This window comes from Microbacterium hatanonis, assembly GCF_008017415.1.
GTDB classification, from domain to species: Bacteria; Actinomycetota; Actinomycetes; order Actinomycetales; family Microbacteriaceae; genus Microbacterium; species Microbacterium hatanonis.
Genome location: NZ_VRSV01000001.1, coordinates 2,049,844 through 2,067,795, shown reverse-complemented (window position 1 = coordinate 2,067,795; position 17,952 = coordinate 2,049,844). Strand labels below are relative to the sequence as shown.

Sequence of the window (17,952 nt, the reverse complement as noted above, 5' to 3'; positions counted from 1 at the left end):
CCTTCGACCGTACTTCGTACGCGCGGCCTGTCGGGTCGCGCGCCGCTGCGCGGAGGTCTATCGTGCGGAGAGTCATCGAGTCGACGGGGAATTCGTGCACTTCGCTTCGCTTCTCCCGCGCCGCGCGCTGGAGGCGGCGGCGGGAGCGGTCATCGCGGTCGCCGCGTTCCTCGCTGTGCTGCTGCCCCTGCAGGTGAGCGCCGCGGTCGACGACCTCGCGCGGGCGACGGTGGCCGCCGGCGGCACCGTCGACGTCACGCTGACGATCGAGTTGCCGGTCGACGACCCGGCCGGGGCGCAGGATGCTGCGGTGCGCAGCGCGATCGATTCGTCCCTCGGCGCGGACGGCGCCGGGGTCGTCCTCGACGTGTCCCGCACCGAGCCCGACGCGGGCTTCGCGCGGTGGACGATCGCTCCTCGCGCCGACGTCGTCACCGCTGCCGATCTCGAGGCGGTGCCCGCCGCCTGGCGGCGCATGCGCCCGGCGCTCGTCGACGCCGGCGTCGACGCCTCGCAGGTCGCCTTCTCGGGGAGCCTCGTGCCGACGGCTCTGACGGTCACGCGCCAGTCCGACGCCCTGCGGGGCGCTGCGCCGATCGCCCTGGCGGCCGCCGCCACGGTCGCGTTCGTCGCGGTCAACGAGATCGCGCGTCTGCTGGCGATCCGTGGTGCGCGGCGTTCGGCGCTCCTGTGGTCGCGGGGAGCGCGCCTGCGACGCCTCATCGGCGATGCGACGCTGCCGAGCGCGGTGGCCGTCGTGCTCGGCGCCGCCGTCGGCGCGGTGACGGGCGCTGCGGTCGCCGGTCGTCTCCCTCTCGATGCTGCCGGATGGGCGGTGGCGGCCGGGGCGACCGCTGTCGTGCCGGTGGCGCTGGCGCTCATCGCGGGTCACGCGTTCGCCGGGGTGCGCAGGCTCGAGCGGCCCGATACCGCCGAGAGTCCCCGTTCGCGGCGGGCACTGCGCGTCGTCGCGGTCTCTCTGCTCGTGGCGCTCGCCGGCTTCACGTCGTGGCAGCTGCTGCTCTTCGGCACATCGCCGCTGTCCACCGATGCGGCACGCACCAACCCCGCGATCCTCCTCGCGCCGGCCGCCTCGCTCGCCGCGGTGTCGATCGTCGCGATCCTGCTGGTGTCGCAGCTGGGCTCGCCGGTGGACCGCGTCGTCGGGCGGCGGGTGACGTGGTTCTCGGCGGTGTGGCTGCGCGGCGCGTTCCGCCGAGGAGCCGTGTCGATCACCCCGTTACTGCTGTGCGCGCTCGCCGTGGGCCAGCTGGTCGTCGTCGCGGGCTACGGCGCGTCGTGGACCGCGCGGTACGACGCGGTGGCCGCTGCTCGGTGGGGGACCGAGGTTCGGATGGATGCGGGCAGCGGCGACCTCGACGCGGAGGTGCTGGCGGCGGCCGGGTCGCTCGAGGAGGTGTCGAGGGTCGCGCCCATCCGCACGACCGGGCAGTCGCTCGCCGCGCAATCGGTGTCGGTCCTCGCGGTGACCGCCCCGGCGGTGGCGGAACTCGCCGAGGCCCCCGCGGAGGAACGACGACGGTGGGCAGAGGTGATCGCCCCGGAGGTTCTTCCGGGGTGGGCCGTCGCGGCCGGTGCCGCCGTCGAACTCTCACTCTCGGGATCCGGTGCGACGCCCGGGACGACCGTGTCCGTCGTCTTCGGGAACGCCGACGGGGTCGTCGTCCGCGTCGGGGGCACGGACGATGTCGGCGGAGGAACGGTCACGCTCGCCGCGCCCCCCGGTGCGACCGAGTGGCGGCTGGTGGCCATCGACGTCGCGTCGACGCCCCCGGCGGACGAGCGGGGTGCGCCCACCGTCGCGGTCGAGGTGAATGCGAACGGGGAACGGCTCGATCCCGCGGGATGGTTGGTCGCCAGCCCGTTCTCCGAGCCGTACCCGCTCGATACGGGGCGGGATTCCGGGCTCGAGGCGGCGATCCTCGACGGGGCGCCCTTCGTGCGCTTCCTGGCGGGCACCGACGCCGACCCGCTGCCCGTGGTGGTCACGACGGCGTTCCTCGACGCGACGGGGCTGTCGCTCGGCGAACGCTTCTCGCTGACGCTGTGGGGCCTCGATACGACCGCCGTCGAGGTCGCCGCCGTGACACCCGCGATCCCGGGCGCCGACAGCGCCGTCGCCGTGATGATCGACGCGTGGGCGCCGATCCTCGGCGCTCTCGCCTGGAACGACGACACCCCTTCGCCATCGGTGGCCTGGGTCGGGTCCGCGGGTGCGCCGGCGTCGACGGCCGCGGCGCTGCGGAGCATCGTGCCCGAGGGAGTGCGCGTCGACGGGACGGCCGTCGATCCGGCACGCGACATCCTCGCCGCCGCTCCGCTGGCGATGTGGTGGGGGGCCGGGGCCGCCGCACTCCTGGCGCTGCTGGGAACGGCCGCCGTCTCGCTCGCCGGGCGAGATGCCGATGCCGCGGAGGCCGACGCGCTGCGACTGATCGGACTCGGCCCGCGTCTGCGGAGGGCGGCTCGCGGCGCGGAGCGCGTCGCGGTCGTCGCGGTGGGGCTGGTCGTCGGGATGCTCGCGGGCGTCGTCGTGCTCGCTCTGCTCGTCCCCTCGCTCGCCCGGGGCGCAGCGCCCAGCGAATCCCTCGGCCTCGCCCCTCCGGTGGTCGACGCCGTCGCAGGGGGAGCATCGGCGGCAGCCTTCGTGGCCGCCCTCGCGCTGGTGCTCGCGATCGTCGTGTGGCGTGAGCCGCGCGCACCTCGACCGGGGTCGCGCTCATGACGCGGTTCGTCTCCGCGCGACTTCTGCGTCGGCGCATCGCACCGCACGCTGCACCTCTCGTCCTCATCGCTGTGCTGATCGCCACCCTGGTCGCCGGGGCCGTCGGCCTGCCGCGGGCACTCACGGCATCGTTCGACGATCAGTTCGCCGCGGCCCTCGACCCGGCCCGTTCGTCCGCGTCGGAGATCACGCTCAGCGGGGAGTGGGCCGAGCCCGACGGGGGCGCCCGGCTCGATGGATCTCTCGCGCAGGCCGCGCAGGAATTCCCCGCGCTCCTGCGAGAACCGCTCGCCGGGGCGGTGGGCGATGCGTCGACGAACATCGTGCTGAAGGAGGTGCTGCTCGATCAGCGGGCGGCCGGCGGCGACGATCCCGTCCAGGTGCGGCTCGGCGTCGACGCAGACGCGCTGTCGAACGCCCGCCCGCTGGAGGGCGCCGCCCCGGCGACGTGGACGGGCGACGGGCCGCTGCAGATCGCAATCGCGGACTCGGCCGCGACCCGCGTGGGCGTCACCGTGGGCGACCGGCTGAGTTCCGGAGGACTCGAGATGGTCGTGGCCGCGATCGTGGAGCCGGCACCCGGTGATGCGGTTGCGCTCCGGCACCGCGAGGTCTTCGACGACGTCACGGAGGAACGCCTGCAGAGCGGCACCGCCGTGCTGGGCATCGGTGCCCTGATCGACCCCGCCAGTCTCGACGCGCTCGACGGGTTCGTCTTCGGTGCGCAGCTCACGGCGTGGTACCCGGTGACGTCCTCCGGCCTCGAGGCGTCGGACATCGGCGAGCTCGCCTCGGCGACCCGGCTGGCGATGAGTACCGGCGCCATCCTCCCCAGCGGACAGCCGCTCAGCGTGAACTCGCGGCTGCCACCGATCCTCGACCGTGTCGTCACGACGTCGGCGAACACGTCGGCGCTGGCATGGCTGCTGGCCGCCGGTGTGCTCGGCGCGATCGTCGTGGCGGTCGGAGGTGCCCTGCGGGGCTTCGCGGATCGTCGAGCGGTCGGTCGAGCCCTGATGGCCGCCCGTGGTGCGGGGAGCGGTCGAGCCGTCCGGGACGCGGCGATCGAGACGGCGTTCGCCGCGGTGCCGGGCGCGGTCGTCGGCGCGGGTGTCGCGATCGTCGCCCTCCGCGGACCGGTCGCGGCCGGCGACGTCGGGATCGCCGCCGTCGCGGCCCTCGCGACCATCGCGTGGGGCGCTCTTCTCGCCGCCCCGCCGCCCCCGGCGTGGCGGCGACCCGTCCGTATCGGCGGTGACCTCCTCATCGTCGGCCTGGGCGTCGGCGCGGCCGTCCTCCTCACGGTGCGCGGCTTCGCACCCTCGGACGCCGGCGCCGACCCCTTCCTGGTATCCGCGCCCGCCTGGACCGCGATCGCGGCGGGGGTGCTCGCGGCACGGGCGCTGCCGTTCGGTCTCCGGGCCCTCGAGCGCGTGGGTCGCAGCAGGGCGTCGGCCGGTGCGGGTGTCGCGCGGGCGTGGGCCGCCCGGCGCCCTGCGGCGGTGGCGCCGCTCGTCGCGATCGTCGTCGCGCTGTCGGCGTGCGTCTCCTCGCTGATCGTGGGGCAGGCGCTGTCCGAGTCGTTCACGACCGCCGCGGGCGACGCGGTGGGCGCCGACGCGAGGGTCGTCTCGGCCTCCGGCGCCCTCCCCCCGATCGAGCGCATCCGGGCCGTGCCCGGGGTCGCTGCCGCCGTCGAGGTGAGGGTCGCGACGGGCATCGGACTGACCGACGACGGCCGGTCTCGATCCGCCGACGTGCTCGTGACCGACACCGCCGCGCTCCACGCCATCCGTCCCGACCTCCCCGTACTGGAGCCGGGCGAGATCGCGGTCGGTGCAGAGCTCGCCGTCGGAGTCGGCGGAACGCTCGAGATCGCCCGCGACATCCCGGTCGACGCGCGCGTCGTGACGGCGAACCTCCCGGTGCCCGCCGAGGGTCGCTGGGTGCTCGTCGACGAACGGACCCTCACCGGTGTCGCGCTCTCGGGTCCTGTCTGGGTCCTGTGCGACTGGACCGCCGATGCCCCCGCGGACACGCCGTCCGCCCTGCGTGCGGTCGTCGGCGAGGGCGCCACGGTGTCGGTCGCCGACGAGGTGCGGGCGGATACTGCCGCACGGCCATCGGCCGTCGTGCTCGCGGGCGTGCTCTGGGCGGGGGCGGTGCTGCCACTCGTCCTCGCCGCGCTGGCCCTCGTCGTCGCGGTGGTCGCCGTCCGACCCGAGCGGGAGCGCCTGCGCGCGGTGCTGCGTCTCCTCGGACTCCCACCGCGGGGGGCGGCTCTCCCCGTGCTCTGGCAGGTCGTGCCGGTCGTGCTGGCGGGATCGTTCGTGGGGGCGGTGATCGGGATCGCCGTCGCGTCGCTGGTGGCGGCGGCGACCGACGTGGCCGGTATCGCCGGTGTCATCGGAACCGCCCGCGGCTCGGCCTTCCCCGTGGCCGCCATCGTCGTCGTGGCCGCCGGCGGCGCGGTCTTCCTCACCGCGGCGGGACTGCTCGCCGCCCTCCCCGGACTCCGGCGCGCTCGTCGCGCCCCCGATCGAAACGGAGCAGCATGAACACGCAGCATCCACCCCTCATCGAGTGCGCCGACGTCGTCCGGATCTACCGCAGCGCGAGCGTCGAGGTGCAGGCGCTGCAGGGACTGAACCTGCGGGTCGAACGGGGCGAGCTCACCGCCATCGTTGGGGCGTCGGGGTCGGGCAAGTCCACGCTCCTCGGGATACTCTCGGCGCTCGACGTCGCCAGCGCCGGGCGGGTGTGGGTCGGCGACCACGACCTGATGTCGATGAACGCGGCGGAGCGCGCGCGGTACCGACGCGAGACGGCGGGCTTCGTCTGGCAGCAGACCACCCGCAACTTCGTCGAGGGCCTGTCGATCCTCGAGAACGTCGAGCTGGCTGCCTCCCTCACCGGCGGCGGCCGACGACGTCGCGCCCAGGCGGTGCGCGACGTGGTGCAGCTGCTCGACATCGCCGGGATCGCCGATCGCGCCCCCTCGCAGGTCACGGGAGGCGAGCGGCAGCGCGCGGCCATCGCGGTGGGGCTCGTCAACGCACCCCAGGTACTCTTCGCCGACGAGCCGACCGGGGAGCTCGACGAGCACAGCTCGGCCCAGGTGCTCGAGGCTCTGCGCTCGGTGAACGCCGAGAGCGGGGTGACGGTGCTCATCGTCACCCACGATCCCGACGTGGCCGATCACGTGCGCCGCACCGTGCAGATCCGCGACGGACGCACGTCCACGGAGGTGCTGCGGTCGACGCGCATCGACGAGGGGGGAGTGGAGCGCGGGATCTCCGAGGAGTTCGCCGTCCTCGACCGCGCGGGTCGCCTGCAGCTGCCTCAGGAGCAGCTCACGCGTCTCGGTATGCGCGACCGGGTGCGGCTGGGATTCCGCGAGCGGCACATCGAGATCCACGCCGGCGACCGGCCGGAAGGAGATGCGCCGTGATGCGTCCGGTGGTCCGTGCCGAGGGGCTCGTCCGGGTGTTCGGCGACGGAGCGCTGCGCACCGTCGCGGTGGACGGGGTCGACCTCGAGGTCCGCGCCGGTGAGGTCGTCGTGGTGCGCGGCCCGTCGGGATCGGGCAAGACCACGCTGCTGTCCCTGCTCGCGGGCATCGATGCGCCCGGTGCCGGCACGGCGTGGATCGACGACGTCGAGGTCACGCGGGCCTCCGAGGGAGACCTCGCCCGCCTCCGCGCGGAGGTCGTGGGGGTCATCGCCCAGGACTTCGCGCTCGTCGAGATGCTGACCGCGGCGGAGAACGTCGAGCTCCCGCTGCGGATCGCACGCACGCCCATCGCCGAGCGGGAGGCGCGGGTGGCCGAAGCGCTCGAGGCCGTGGGGCTGACCCCGCACGCCCGCCAGCGCCCCGACCAGCTCTCGGGCGGACAGCAGCAGCGGGTGGCGATCGCGCGCGCCCTCGTGCACCGCCCGCGAGTGCTGCTCGCCGACGAGCCGACCGCCCAGCTCGACAGCGCCAGCGCGCGCACCGTGATGGAGCTGATCGCCGACCGGGTGCACCGTGACGACATGGCCGCCGTCGTCACCACGCACGATCCCGAGCTGGCGGCGATCGCCGATCGGGTGATCGAGATCCACGACGGCCGACTCGGGGCTCCCGCCCCGACGTCGCGTGCCGAGGCACGCAGAAGGCGGATGCTGCGGGGCGAGGCGCCCGCGTAGCATCCGCTTCCGAGGTGCTCCTAAAGGGAGCCGGTGGCGCCGAGTCCGAGGTTCTCGTCGTAGTCGATGTCTTTCGTCTCCTTCGACAGCAGCAGTGCGACGAAGGTCAGCACGCCCATCGCCGAGAGGTAGATGCCGACGAGCCACGGGTTGCCGTCGCCCAGCTGCCAGAGCCACAGCGCGACGATCGGCGCGAGGGCGGCGCCGAGGATCGACGACACGTTGTACGAGATCGCCGATCCCGAGTACCGCACGTTGGTCGGGAAGAGCTCGGGGAGGAGCGCGCCCATCGGACCGAAGGTCGCACCCATGAGCATGAACCCGAGAACGAGGAACGCCTGCGTGAGCGCACCGGTGAACTTCGGATCGGCCTGCGGCAGCAGGAAGATCGAGAACGTGAGGCCGAAGGCGATGATCGCACCCGTGACCCACAGCAGCAGCCGTCGGCGTCCGATGGAATCGGCGATCGGACCGGAGAGCAGCGTGAAGATCCCGAAGAAGACCACACCGATGATCTGCATGATGACGAAGTCGGTGTAGCCGAAGCCCAGTCCGGGGTAGAACTGCGCGGCGAACGCCGTTGCGTCGTAGGGCGCGCCCCCGTTCGCGGCCGCGGTCTGCGCGGCGGCGGCCGCGGTCTCGAGGCTCGCCGCCTTCGTGCCGTACGACAGCGTGAAGTTGGTCATCAGGTAGAAGAGCACGTAGGTCGCCAGCATGATGAACGTGCCGAGGATGAGCGCCTTCCAGTGATGGCGCACGACGACAGCGAGGGGGAACTTGCGGATCGTGCCCTTGGCCTCGGCCTTGGTGAACGACTCCGACTCGACGAGCTTGAGGCGCACCCAGAGACCGATGATGACCATCACGGCCGAGAAGAGGAACGGCACGCGCCAGCCCCACGCGAGGAAGTCGGCCGAACGCTGGCCGGCGCCGCCCGGGTGCGGGAGGGCGAAGTTGATCAGCAGGAACACGCTGTTGGCGATGATGAAGCCGATCGGCGCGCCGAGCTGGGGGAACGTGCCGTACCAGGCGCGCTTGCCCTTGGGGGCGTTCTCGGTGGCGACCAGTGCCGCGCCCGACCACTCGCCGCCGAGCGCGAAGCCCTGGGCGAGACGCATGACGAGCAGGAGCACGGCCGCCCACACGCCGATCTCGTTGAACGTGGGGAGGCACCCGATGAGGAACGTCGCGACGCCCATCGTCAGCAGCGACGCGACGAGGGTCGCCTTGCGGCCGAACCGATCGCCGAAGTGTCCGAAGACGATGGCGCCGATCGGACGCGCGATCATCGCGGCGCCGAACACGCTGAACGACAGCAGGAGCGCCGTCGTGTCGTTGCCGGTGGGGAAGAACAGGATCGGGAAGACGAGTACGGCCGCCGTCGCGTAGACGTAGAAGTCGTAGAACTCGATCGTCGTTCCGACGAGGCTCGCGGTGATGACGCGCGAGCGGGGGTTCGCGGGCTTGGACGCCGCGCGGGTGGGGGAAGTGGAGGATGCGGGGGAGGTCAAGAGAGGGCCTGTCGATCAACGCGGGGAGACGCACGTTCTGCGATGCGTCGCGGTGGGCGGCCGTGGGCGCGGGGTCTGCGCCGGGGCTCGACGCCGGGTCACCGAGTGCGGCGGCCTGGTCGCCGACACACGGTGAACGATCCTATGCCGCCCCCGGGCCCTGTGGCGCCGTCAGGCCGCGCGCAGCGCGCGCAGTACGAGCGCGGTGCGCACCGCAGCATCCGCCGCTTCCGCTCCCTTGTCCTCTTTCGAGCCCGGGAGACCTGCCCGATCGATGCCCTGCTGCTCGTCGTCGAGGGTCAGCACGCCGAAGCCGACCGGGCGCCCCGCGTCGATCGCGACCCGGGTGAGCCCGTCGGTCGCCGCCGACGACACGTACTCGAAGTGGGGGGTGCCGCCGCGGATGATCACGCCCAGGGCCACGACCGCGTCGGCGCCGGCCTCGAAGGCCGCCTTCGCCGCGACGGGAAGCTCGAACGAGCCGGGGACCCGCACGAGGCGCCAGTCTGCTCCCGCCGCCTCGAGCGTGCGCTCGGCCCCCGCGATCAGTCCGTCGGTGATCGCGTCGTGCCAGGTGCCGGCGATCACGACGATCGACAGCCCCTCTCCACGCAGGTCTCCCGTGATCGGTGCTCCCTTGCCGCTCATGAACCGGCCCCTTCCTTCATCTGCTCGAGGGCATCGCTGAGGTCTTGCTCGGCGATGATGTGTCCCATCCGGTCGCGCTTGGTCGACAGGTACTGGTGGTTGTTGGGTCCGACTCCCACGAGGAGCGGCACCTGCTCGACGATCTCGAGCCCGAGGTGGCGCAGCTGCGAGACCTTGTCGGTGTTGTTGGTCAGCAGGCGCACGCGCTCGATGCCCAGGTCGGCGAGGATCCCGGCCGCCGCGGCGTAGTCGCGCGCATCGGCGGGGAGTCCGAGAGCCAGGTTCGCGTCGACGGTGTCGAGTCCGCGCTCCTGCAGGCTGTACGCGCGGAGCTTGTTGATGAGCCCGATCCCGCGGCCCTCGTGCCCTCGCATGTAGACGACGACCCCGCCCTCCTTGTCGATGGCGTCGAGCGCGGCGTCGAGCTGCGGGCCGCACTCGCACTTGAGCGAGCCGAAGGCCTCACCGGTGAGGCACTCCGAGTGCACGCGCACGAGCGGCGCTTCGCTGGACAGGTCGCCGGAGACGACCGCGATGTGGTCGGTGCCGGTGACGCGGTCCTTGTACGCGAGGAAGCGGAACTCCCCGTGCGAAGTGGGGACCTGGGCCTCGGCGCGCAGGCTCACCCGACGCTTGTGACGGTCGGCGGGTGCCGCCGGAGCGGGCGCGATCTGGTCGAGGTGCGCGATGAGCTGCTCGATCGTGATGACCGGGATGCCGTCGCGCTCGCCGAGCTCGAGCAGGCCCGGCAGGCGCATCATGCTGCCGTCCTCGGCGACGATCTCGGCGATGGCGCCGACGGGCGAGAGCCCGGCCAGCTGCATGAGCTCCACGGCCGCCTCGGTGTGCCCGCTGCGCTCGCGAACCCCGCCGTCGACCGCGCGGAGCGGGAGGATGTGGCCCGGGCGGTGCACGCTCGTCGGAACGGACTCGGGGTCGGCCAGCACGTTGAGCGTGCGGGCACGGTCGGCCGCGCTGATGCCTGTCGTCACGTTCGTGGCGGCGTCGACGCTCACGGTGTACGCGGTGCCCCGGGCGTCCTGGTTGACCTCCACCATCGGGGGGAGGTCGAGGCGGTCGGCCCACTCGGCGGGCATCGGCGCGCAGATGAAGCCGCTCGACCACCGCACGGTCCAGGCGATCCACTCGGCGGTCGCCCGCTCGGCGGAGAGGACGACGTCGCCCTCGTTCTCTCGGTTCTCGTCGTCCGAGACGATGATCGGGCGACCGGCGCGGAGCGCGTCGAGTGCCTCGGGGATGGTGGCAAGGCTCATCGTGAGCCTCCTTCGGTCGTGGATGCGGGAGGTGTCGCGTCGGGCGCGGGCGAGGAACCGGCCCCGCTCGCCCCGGAAGAGAAACTGAAGAGCCGCTGCACGTGGCGCGCGAGGATGTCGGTCTCGAGGTTGACGGGGTCTCCGACCTTCGCGGCCCCGAGCGTGGTGGCCTCGAGGGTCTCGGGGATGAGGGAGACCTCCAGCCACGGTGCGGATTCGTCGGCGGCGCTGACGGCGCTCACCGTCAGGGAGATGCCGTCGATGGCGATCGAGCCCTTGTCGACGACGAGAGGCGCCAGAGCGGCGGGGATGCCGACGCGCACCACGCGCCACTGTTCGCCCGGTCGCACCTCGCGCACCTCGCCGGTGCCGTCAATGTGGCCCTGCACGATGTGGCCGCCGAGGCGGCCGTGCGCGGCGGTGGCGCGCTCGAGGTTCACGGGGCGACCGGGGGAGACGCCCGCGAGGGTCGACATGTCGAGCGTCTGCTTCATGACGTCGGCGGTGAACCAGTCGGCCCCCTGCTCGACGACCGTGAGGCACACCCCGCTCACGGCGATCGAGTCGCCGTGGGTGGCGTCGGAGACGGCCACGGGAGCCTGCACCGTGAGTCGCACGCCGTCGCCCGAGGGTTCGACGGCCGTGACCGTGCCGATCTCTTCGACGATTCCGGTGAACATCAGAGGTCTCCTTCGACGGCGGGGTGCGCGACGACCAGGAGGTCGTCGCCGAGAGGGGTGACGGATGCCGCGCGCAGCCGGTGCGCGTCGGCGATCGTGGAGACGCCGATGTCTCCCAGGGCGAGCCGGTCGCCGCCGAGCAGGACGGGGGCGACGTACACGAGCATCTCGTCGGCGAGACCGGCGCGGACGAACGCGCTGGCGAGAGTCGGGCCGCCCTCGACGAAGACGCGCTGCACTCCGCGCTCGCGCAGGTCGGCGAGCACGGTGTCGAGGTCGCGTGTGGGGAAGAACAGGGGATCGATCGGATGACGGCGGACCGCCGCATCCGTCGGCACCTCGGCCGAGCCGATGACCACGGGTCGCGGCTGGGTGTCGTACAGCGAGCCGTCGGATCTGCGCGCCGTCAGCGCCGGGTCGTCGGCGAGGAGCGTGCCGGTGCCGACGACGATGGCGTCGGCCTCGGCGCGGCGTCGGTGCACGTCGGCCCGTGCCTCCGGCCCGGTGATCCACTGGCTCGTGCCGTCGGCGGCCGCCGCACGGCCGTCGAGGCTCTGCGCCCACTTGACGGTGACACGGGGACGGCGGAGGCGCTGCACGTCGATCCAGCCCCGTAGGAGGTCCATCGCGTCGTCGACGAGAACAGCGCCCTCGACCTCGACTCCGGCGGCACGCAGGCGCTCCGCCCCGCCGGCGGCGGCCGCGTTGGGGTCGGCGATCGCGTAGACGACCCGTGCGACGCCGGCCTCGATGAGAGCGACGGCGCAGGGTCCGGTGCGCCCGGTGTGGTTGCAGGGCTCGAGGGTCACCACGGCGGTCGCGCCGCGGGCGGCACCCGGTTCGAGCTTCGACAGGGCGTCGACCTCGGCGTGAGCGGTGCCGGCGCCCCGGTGCCACCCCTCGGCGAGGACGTCGCCGGCGGGCGAGAGGATCACGGATCCCACCTGGGGGTTCACACCGCGCGGACCGCGCCGGGCGAGACGCAGCGCGTGCCGCATGGCCTCGAGCTCGGCGGTGGTGGCCATCGGTCCTGTCCTTCCGGTGAATCCCCGGGGGTCAAGACGCAACGGCACGGCGTACCGTGCGTGCCTCCTCCCATCCGGACTGACGACGATCGCTCGTCGCATCACCGTCGGTTCCGGAGTTCCACCGGATCAACCCGAAGCATCCTGTCGGATACCGCGAGTTCGCGGACTGTCACCGCCGGTTCGGATTCTCACCGACCCCGGAGCACGTGTGTGTTGGGTGCGATTCTAGTCAACGCCGGTCTCGACGTTTCATTCCCCGTCGTGCGGGGTCATTTCAACAGGCGCGACAACCGGCGATCGGCGAGGATCTTCCCCCCGGTCTGGCAGACCGGGCAGTACTCCAACGAATTGTCGGCGAAGAACACGCTCTTGACCTCGCCGCCGCACACCGGGCAGGCCTCACCGCGACGGCCGTGCACCCGCATGCCCCGTCGTTTCGCGTCTTTCAACTCCGCCGGGGGCTTGCCGCTCGCCGCGGTGACGGCCTCGGCCAGCGTGTCGCGCAGCGCGGCGTAGAGGCGGTCGATCTCATCGACGCTCAGACCCGCCGCGAGAGCGTAGGGCGACATCTTCGCGACGTGCAGGATCTCGTCGGAGTAGGCATTGCCCACTCCCGCGATGATCGACTGGTCGCGCAGCACGCCCTTGATCTGCGTGCGACGATCGGCCAGCAGGCCGGCGAACGTGTCGCGGTCGAAGCCCGGGTCGAGCGGATCGGGGCCGAGCCGGGCGATACCCGGCACGTCGGCGGGATCGCCCACGACGTGCACCGCGAGCGACTTCTTGGTGCCCGCCTCGGTCAGGTCGAAGCCCGACCCGTCGGCGAGCCCGACGCGCAGCGCGATCGGCGTCTTTCCGGGGCGCACCACGGTCGACGGAAGCGTCTCGTACCACCGCAGCCACCCGGCCTTGGCGAGGTGGAAGACGAGGTGCGCACCGTTGTCGGTCGCGATGTCGACGAACTTGCCGTGCCGCTCGACCCCGGTCACGTGTGCACCGACCAGTGCCGTGATGGGCGGGTCGTAGGTCTTCAGCGCCGAGATCGCACTGACGGTCGCCCGCGTCACTTCCACCCCGACCACGCGCCCGCGGAGGAAATCGACGAGGCCCTGGACTTCCGGCATCTCCGGCATGCGCCCATCCTCCCACGCACCGCCGACCCTGGGCCCGCCCGCTCGCACGCCCCCTGCGCTCTCGGCTTCTGCCCGAACTCAGGATGAGAATTGCCGAGGGCCTCTCGAACCCAGCGGTTTCGCGGGTGCGGAGGCGGGCGGCCTCGTTCAGCCTGAATCCGTGCGAGGTGCGTTCCTCCACAGCAGCCGTCGAGCGCCCTTTCGTCCACTGACGTGCGCCGCGCGCCCACGGGGTCGTGTATGCACGCGATCGTCGCGTGATGAACGTCGAGTTCCTTCACCGTGCCGACCTCATCCGTGACGGATTCCGTCGCGCCGACATCGACGCTGCCCTCGCTATGGGACACCTGGTGCGGGCGCGTCGTGACCACTACCTTCCCGGCGACACGGCCGAAGCCGTCATCCGTGCCGTTCGTGTGGGCGGGCGGCTCACGTGTCTGTCCCTCTTGTCGATGCTGTCGGTCTTCGTCCTGCGCCACCGGGCGTTGCATGTCCACCTTCCACGCAACGCCTCGCGCATGCGTTCACCGCACGACCGACGGCGCGCTCTCTCCTCGCGGACGAGGCGAGGTGTACGACTGCACTGGCTTCCCCTCATCAATCCGCCCGGAAAGTCGGCGTGCGTATCGATCCTCGACGCGCTGGCTCACTCCGTGCTCTGCCAGGCACCGCGTGCCGCCCTCGCCACGCTCGATAGTGCCCTGCATCAGGGCTTGGTGCGCATGGACGAGGTCGCCGACATGTTCCACGCGCTCCCCGCGAAGTACCGCGTTTTATTCGCGCTGCTCGACCCGCGATCCGAGTCGGGGCCGGAGACGATCATGCGGCTGATGCTGCGGGGTCTCGGCTGCGAGGTAAAGGTCCAGGTGGCGTTCGAGGGCATAGGGCGTGTCGATCTGTTGGTCGACGGCTGGCTCGTCATCGAGTGTGACAGTCGGGGGTTCCACACCGGTTGGGAGAGTCAAGAGCGGGATCGTCGCCGTGACATCCTGCTCGCGGCTCGCGGATACACGACGCTGAGACCGACCGCCAAGATGATCATTGACGAGCCCGAGCTCGTCCTGGCCGCGGTTAAGCGCGCTCTCGCAACCCGCCCGCGGTGACCGACCGTCCACGCGCTCGTCCACGCCCGCGCAACCGTAATTCAGGCTCGTTGCATCCGAGCGGCGCGCGCACCGGGCAAATTCGCGGCGCGGTCACGTGGTCGCGCGAATCATCCTGAGTTGTGGCGGCGAGGCGGGCCTCACCAGCACGGCCCGGGGGTCAGACGCGGCGCAGCAGGCCCATGCGGTCGTAGACATCGCTCAGGGTGCGGTTGGCGACGGATGCTGCGCGCCCGGCGTTCTCCGCGAGCACCCGGTCAAGCTCGGCAGTGTCGTCGAGCAGCGCGAGCGCGCGCTCGCGCACCGGCTCGAACTCCGAGACGACGACCTCGGCCAGGCCCTTCTTGAAGTCGCCGTAGCCGCGTCCGGCGTACTCGTCCTCGATCGAGGCGATCTGTCGTCCGCTCAGGGCCGCGTAGATCACGAGCAGGTTCGACACCCCGGGCTTCGCCTCGCGGTCGAACCGCACGACGCCCTCGCTGTCGGTGACGGCCCTCATGATCTTCTTCGCGCTCTTGGCCGGCTCGTCGAGCAGCCACAGCACGCCGGCGTCGGACTCCGCCGACTTCGACATCTTCGCCGTCGGGTTCTGCAGGTCGTAGATGCGGGCCGTGTCGCGCTGGATCACCGGCGTCGGCACGGTGAAGGTCTGCCCGTAGCGCGAGTTGAACCGCTCGGCCAGGTCGCGCGTGAGCTCGATGTGCTGCTTCTGGTCGTCGCCGACGGGCACGACATCGGTCTGGTACAGCAGGATGTCGGCGGCCATCAGCACGGGGTAGGTGAAGAGTCCGACGTTGGTCGCGTCAGCGCCGTAGCGAGCCGACTTGTCTTTGAACTGCGTCATGCGACCGGCCTCGCCGAAACCGGTGATGGTCGACAGCGCCCAGGCGAGCTCGGAGTGCGCCGACACGTGCGACTGCACGTACAGCGTCGAACGCGACGGCTCGATCCCCGCCGCGATGTACTGGGCGGCGGTGCGGCGGGTCTTCGCGCGCAGCTCGGCCGGGTCGTTCGGCTGGGTGAGCGCGTGGAGGTCGACGACGGAGAAGTACGCGTCGTACGAGTCCTGCAGATCCCGCCACTGCATGAGCGCCCCGATGTAGTTGCCGATCTGGAGCGAATCGGCCGAGGGCTGCATGCCGGAGTACAAACGCGGTTTGGTCACCGCCCAATCCTAGAGCGGGCGGATGCTGCGTCAGCCCGCGCCCGTCCCGCGGCTGCACGCAGCGAGCGTGCCCGACGCATGCCCGGAGTCGCCCGCCTGCCGTGGGCGGCTCCCCGCCCGTCCCGATGCCGGCGTCGCGCACCCTCGCACCGCTCCGCCGCTCCGTGGCCCCGGCGCAGCATCCGCCCCACACTGCGACGCGCGAATCCGCACCCCGCGGCTGCACGGAGGGGTGGAGTCGGTCACGAACGGGTTGATCGGATGCGGCGTCGGTCGCCGCGTCACCACGGCGCGGGGTGGGTCAGAGGCCGAGGGTGTAGTCCGCCACCACGGGGGCGTGGTCGCTCCAGCGCGTGTCCCACGAGGGTGCCCGGCCGATGCGGTAGTCGGTGACGCGCTCGGCGAGGGCGGGGGTGGCGAGGTGGTAGTCGATGCGCCAGCCGGTGTCGGTGTCGAAGGCCTTGCCGCGGCTCGACCACCACGTGTACGGACCATCGACCTCGCCGGCGTGGCGGCGGCCGATGTCGATCCAGCCGAGTCCGGTGCCGACGCTGCCGTCGACGCCCGTCACGGTCGCTCCGGCCTCGCCGAGGAAGCGGTCGAAGTAGCCGCGCTCACGCGGGAGGAAGCCGGCCTTCTTGACGTTGCCCTTCCAGTTGCGGATGTCGAGCTCGCGGTGACCGACGTTGAGGTCGCCCATGATCAGCGCCAGCGGACGCTCGGCGGCGAGCTGGGGCATCCGCTTCTCCATGGCGTCGAGGAAGCCCCACTTCGCCTCCTGCTTCGGGGTGCCGACCTCTCCGCTGTGCACGTAGGCGCTCACGACGGTCACGGTCTCGCCGTCGATGTCGAAGTCGCCTTCGATCCAGCGGCCGGCGGAGTCGACGGGATCGGCACTGAGCGATGTGCGCACGTCGACGGGGGCCAGCCGACTGGCGATCGCGACGCCGGCGCGGCCCTTCGCGAGAGCCTCGTCGTTGACGATCTCCCACCCGGGGAGAGCCGTGCGCAGGTCGTCGGCCGTGGCGCGCACCTCTTGGATCGCGAGGATGTCGGCATCGGCTTCGGCGAGCCAATCGTTCATTCCGTTGCGGACGGCGGCACGGATGCCGTTGACATTCATGGAGACGATGCGAACGCTGCGAGACACGACCGCAAGCTTAACCTCGGGCCCCGACACGGCCGCGGCGACTGCCACACCTCGCTGCACATGACGGTACGAATCGATGCCGTCGTTCGCAGGAATGCGCCACATTCCTGCACGAAACAGGAATGCGCCATAATCCGGTGCGGGAGGGGGCGGAGGGGGCGACGCGGGTCAATCCAGGAAGGTGCTCGAGGCTCGGGGAGGGGCGGATGCTTCGGCGTCGGTGAGCTCGTCGCGGAGTCGGTTGACCTCGCGCGCGGCCCACCAGTGTGCGTACCAGGGCGCGTCGCCGAGCTCCTGCTCGGCGTCGCGCAGGCGCACCTGCGCGGCGGTCACGAGCGCGGCGTGCTCGGCGGCCGCCCGCTCGTCCTCCGACATCAGCGACATGCCGCGGTCCTCGGCGCCCACGGCGATCCAGGCGCCGGCGACGAGGATCACGATCCCGTTCAGACGGAACCAGAGCAAGAACCCGATGAAGATCGCGAACGTCGCCAGGAGGGGGTTGGTGGGGGAGTAGACGAAGAGGAAGCCCGCGGCGATCTGCAGAGCGACCATCGCGCCGCCACCGAGGAGCGACCCCGACCAGATGCGCCGCCACGACAGAGAAGCGCCGGTGAGGAACCGGAACATCGCCGCCAGGGCGAAGGTGTTGACCCAGAACGCCACGACGAACGCGAGCACACGGCTCAGAACGCGCACCCAGACCGACTGGCTGTCCCAGCCGAGCAGCGAGAAGAGCAGCTCGATCGCGCCGGTGGCGACGAGCCCCAGCCCCGCACCGACGATCAGCGCCACCCCGAACAGCACGGCGGCGAGGAAGTCGCGGGCCTTCAGCAGCACATAGCTGCGCCGGTCGAACGGCAGACCGAAGGTGTCGCGCACGGCGCGGCGCGCGTAGGTGATGAACCCGATGGCGGTCCAGATGACCACGACACCCGCGACGATGCCGGTGACGGTGAGCAGGCCGGTGCTGCCGGCGGCGACCGCTTCGACCTGCTCGGGCTTGACGAGCCCGTTCTCGCTGATGATCTGCGGGATGTAGCGGTTGATCAGGTCGATGAGCGCCTGCACCGATTCCTTGCTGCCGCCGAGCCAGAGACCCGCGAGGGCGAACGAGAGATAGATGACGCCGAAGATCGCGAAGAGCGACTGGTAGCTGATCCCGGCCGCGAGCAGGAATCCGTTGTGCTGCAGGAAATGGCGCCAGACGCGGATCGGGAACCAGGCGAGGGTCTTCCTCGTCAGTTCGGTCGCCTTCTCGATCGGCTCGTCCAGTCGCTCGCGCAGGGCTTGCAGGCGCTCCCCGGACGCGTTGGAGTCTGCCACCGC

At 71.8% G+C, this 17,952-nt stretch carries 14 protein-coding genes and 1 riboswitch; of the genes, 5 read left to right on the top strand and 9 right to left on the bottom strand.

What is annotated here, in order from left to right:
- The first annotated feature begins 94 nt into the window (after positions 1 to 94).
- The 4 genes from FVP77_RS09935 to FVP77_RS09920 are packed head-to-tail and all read left to right on the top strand — an operon-like array spanning position 95 to position 6,934.
- Positions 95 to 2,746, top strand: a complete 2,652-nt coding sequence (locus FVP77_RS09935) for a hypothetical protein (RefSeq protein ID WP_147894313.1) — start codon at positions 95 to 97, stop codon at positions 2,744 to 2,746.
- Positions 2,743 to 5,304, top strand: a complete 2,562-nt coding sequence (locus tag FVP77_RS09930; RefSeq protein ID WP_147894312.1) for an FtsX-like permease family protein — start codon at positions 2,743 to 2,745, stop codon at positions 5,302 to 5,304. Before FVP77_RS09935 ends, FVP77_RS09930 begins: the two co-directional genes overlap by 4 nt.
- Positions 5,301 to 6,197: an ABC transporter ATP-binding protein gene (locus FVP77_RS09925; RefSeq protein WP_147894311.1), complete on the top strand. Its 897-nt coding sequence runs from the start codon at positions 5,301 to 5,303 to the stop codon at positions 6,195 to 6,197. The genes FVP77_RS09930 and FVP77_RS09925 overlap by 4 nt, the downstream gene beginning before the upstream one ends.
- Positions 6,197 to 6,934, top strand: a complete 738-nt coding sequence (locus FVP77_RS09920) for an ABC transporter ATP-binding protein (protein ID WP_147894538.1) — start codon at positions 6,197 to 6,199, stop codon at positions 6,932 to 6,934. Before FVP77_RS09925 ends, FVP77_RS09920 begins: the two co-directional genes overlap by 1 nt.
- A 20-nt stretch (positions 6,935 to 6,954) precedes the next feature.
- On the opposite strand, the gene FVP77_RS09915 is transcribed toward FVP77_RS09920, so the two are convergent.
- The 6 genes from FVP77_RS09915 to FVP77_RS09890 form a co-directional block, all read right to left on the bottom strand.
- A complete protein-coding gene (locus FVP77_RS09915) occupies positions 6,955 to 8,445 on the bottom strand; it encodes an MFS transporter (RefSeq protein WP_147894310.1) in 1,491 nt (496 codons plus the stop codon).
- A 171-nt stretch (positions 8,446 to 8,616) separates the two neighbouring features.
- Positions 8,617 to 9,093 carry a 6,7-dimethyl-8-ribityllumazine synthase gene (gene ribH, locus FVP77_RS09910; RefSeq protein WP_147894309.1) on the bottom strand — a complete coding sequence of 159 codons (477 nt, stop codon included), beginning with the start codon at positions 9,091 to 9,093 and terminating at the stop codon, positions 8,617 to 8,619.
- A complete protein-coding gene (ribA, locus tag FVP77_RS09905) occupies positions 9,090 to 10,367 on the bottom strand; it encodes a GTP cyclohydrolase II (protein ID WP_147894308.1) in 1,278 nt (425 codons plus the stop codon). Before ribA ends, ribH begins: the two co-directional genes overlap by 4 nt.
- Entirely contained in the window at positions 10,364 to 11,047 is a 684-nt protein-coding gene (locus FVP77_RS09900; RefSeq protein ID WP_147894307.1) for a riboflavin synthase, read from the bottom strand. Before FVP77_RS09900 ends, ribA begins: the two co-directional genes overlap by 4 nt.
- Complete coding sequence (gene ribD, locus FVP77_RS09895; protein ID WP_147894306.1) at positions 11,047 to 12,072, bottom strand: bifunctional diaminohydroxyphosphoribosylaminopyrimidine deaminase/5-amino-6-(5-phosphoribosylamino)uracil reductase RibD; 1,026 nt, start codon at positions 12,070 to 12,072, stop codon at positions 11,047 to 11,049. Before ribD ends, FVP77_RS09900 begins: the two co-directional genes overlap by 1 nt.
- Positions 12,073 to 12,129: 57 nt before the next feature.
- A riboswitch (FMN riboswitch) is annotated at positions 12,130 to 12,284 on the bottom strand.
- Positions 12,285 to 12,344: 60 nt separating this feature from the next.
- Entirely contained in the window at positions 12,345 to 13,208 is an 864-nt protein-coding gene (locus FVP77_RS09890; RefSeq protein WP_147894305.1) for an Fpg/Nei family DNA glycosylase, read from the bottom strand.
- 260 nt (positions 13,209 to 13,468) lie between these two features.
- Between FVP77_RS09890 and FVP77_RS09885 the strand changes: the two genes are divergently transcribed.
- The gene (locus tag FVP77_RS09885; protein ID WP_187266875.1) at positions 13,469 to 14,311 is read left to right on the top strand and encodes an endonuclease domain-containing protein; all 843 of its coding nucleotides are present in this window, start codon (positions 13,469 to 13,471) and stop codon (positions 14,309 to 14,311) included.
- Positions 14,312 to 14,471: 160 nt separating this feature from the next.
- Here the strand turns inward: FVP77_RS09885 and trpS are convergent, their stop codons facing one another.
- The 3 genes from trpS to FVP77_RS09870 form a co-directional block, all read right to left on the bottom strand.
- Complete coding sequence (gene trpS / locus FVP77_RS09880; protein ID WP_147894304.1) at positions 14,472 to 15,476, bottom strand: tryptophan--tRNA ligase; 1,005 nt, start codon at positions 15,474 to 15,476, stop codon at positions 14,472 to 14,474.
- 301 nt (positions 15,477 to 15,777) lie between these two features.
- Positions 15,778 to 16,626, bottom strand: coding sequence for an exodeoxyribonuclease III (locus FVP77_RS09875; RefSeq protein ID WP_187266874.1), 849 nt, complete (start codon positions 16,624 to 16,626; stop codon positions 15,778 to 15,780).
- 168 nt (positions 16,627 to 16,794) lie between these two features.
- The gene (locus FVP77_RS09870) at positions 16,795 to 17,949 is read right to left on the bottom strand and encodes a YihY/virulence factor BrkB family protein (RefSeq protein ID WP_147894302.1); all 1,155 of its coding nucleotides are present in this window, start codon (positions 17,947 to 17,949) and stop codon (positions 16,795 to 16,797) included.
- Between the last annotated feature and the right edge of the window lie 3 nt (positions 17,950 to 17,952).

Bases quoted from the DNA above. Each gene is read 5' to 3' on its own strand.
- FVP77_RS09930 (WP_147894312.1), top strand. From the start codon at position 2,743: ATGACGCGGTTCGTCTCCGCGCGACTTCTGCGTCGGCGCATCGCACCG.
- FVP77_RS09925 (WP_147894311.1), top strand. From the start codon at position 5,301: ATGAACACGCAGCATCCACCCCTCATCGAGTGCGCCGACGTCGTCCGG.
- FVP77_RS09920 (WP_147894538.1), top strand. From the start codon at position 6,197: ATGCGTCCGGTGGTCCGTGCCGAGGGGCTCGTCCGGGTGTTCGGCGAC.
- ribH (WP_147894309.1), bottom strand. From the start codon at position 9,093: ATGAGCGGCAAGGGAGCACCGATCACGGGAGACCTGCGTGGAGAGGGG.
- ribA (WP_147894308.1), bottom strand. From the start codon at position 10,367: ATGAGCCTTGCCACCATCCCCGAGGCACTCGACGCGCTCCGCGCCGGT.
- FVP77_RS09900 (WP_147894307.1), bottom strand. From the start codon at position 11,047: ATGTTCACCGGAATCGTCGAAGAGATCGGCACGGTCACGGCCGTCGAA.
- ribD (WP_147894306.1), bottom strand. From the start codon at position 12,072: ATGGCCACCACCGCCGAGCTCGAGGCCATGCGGCACGCGCTGCGTCTC.
- FVP77_RS09890 (WP_147894305.1), bottom strand. From the start codon at position 13,208: ATGCCGGAGATGCCGGAAGTCCAGGGCCTCGTCGATTTCCTCCGCGGG.
- FVP77_RS09885 (WP_187266875.1), top strand. From the start codon at position 13,469: ATGAACGTCGAGTTCCTTCACCGTGCCGACCTCATCCGTGACGGATTC.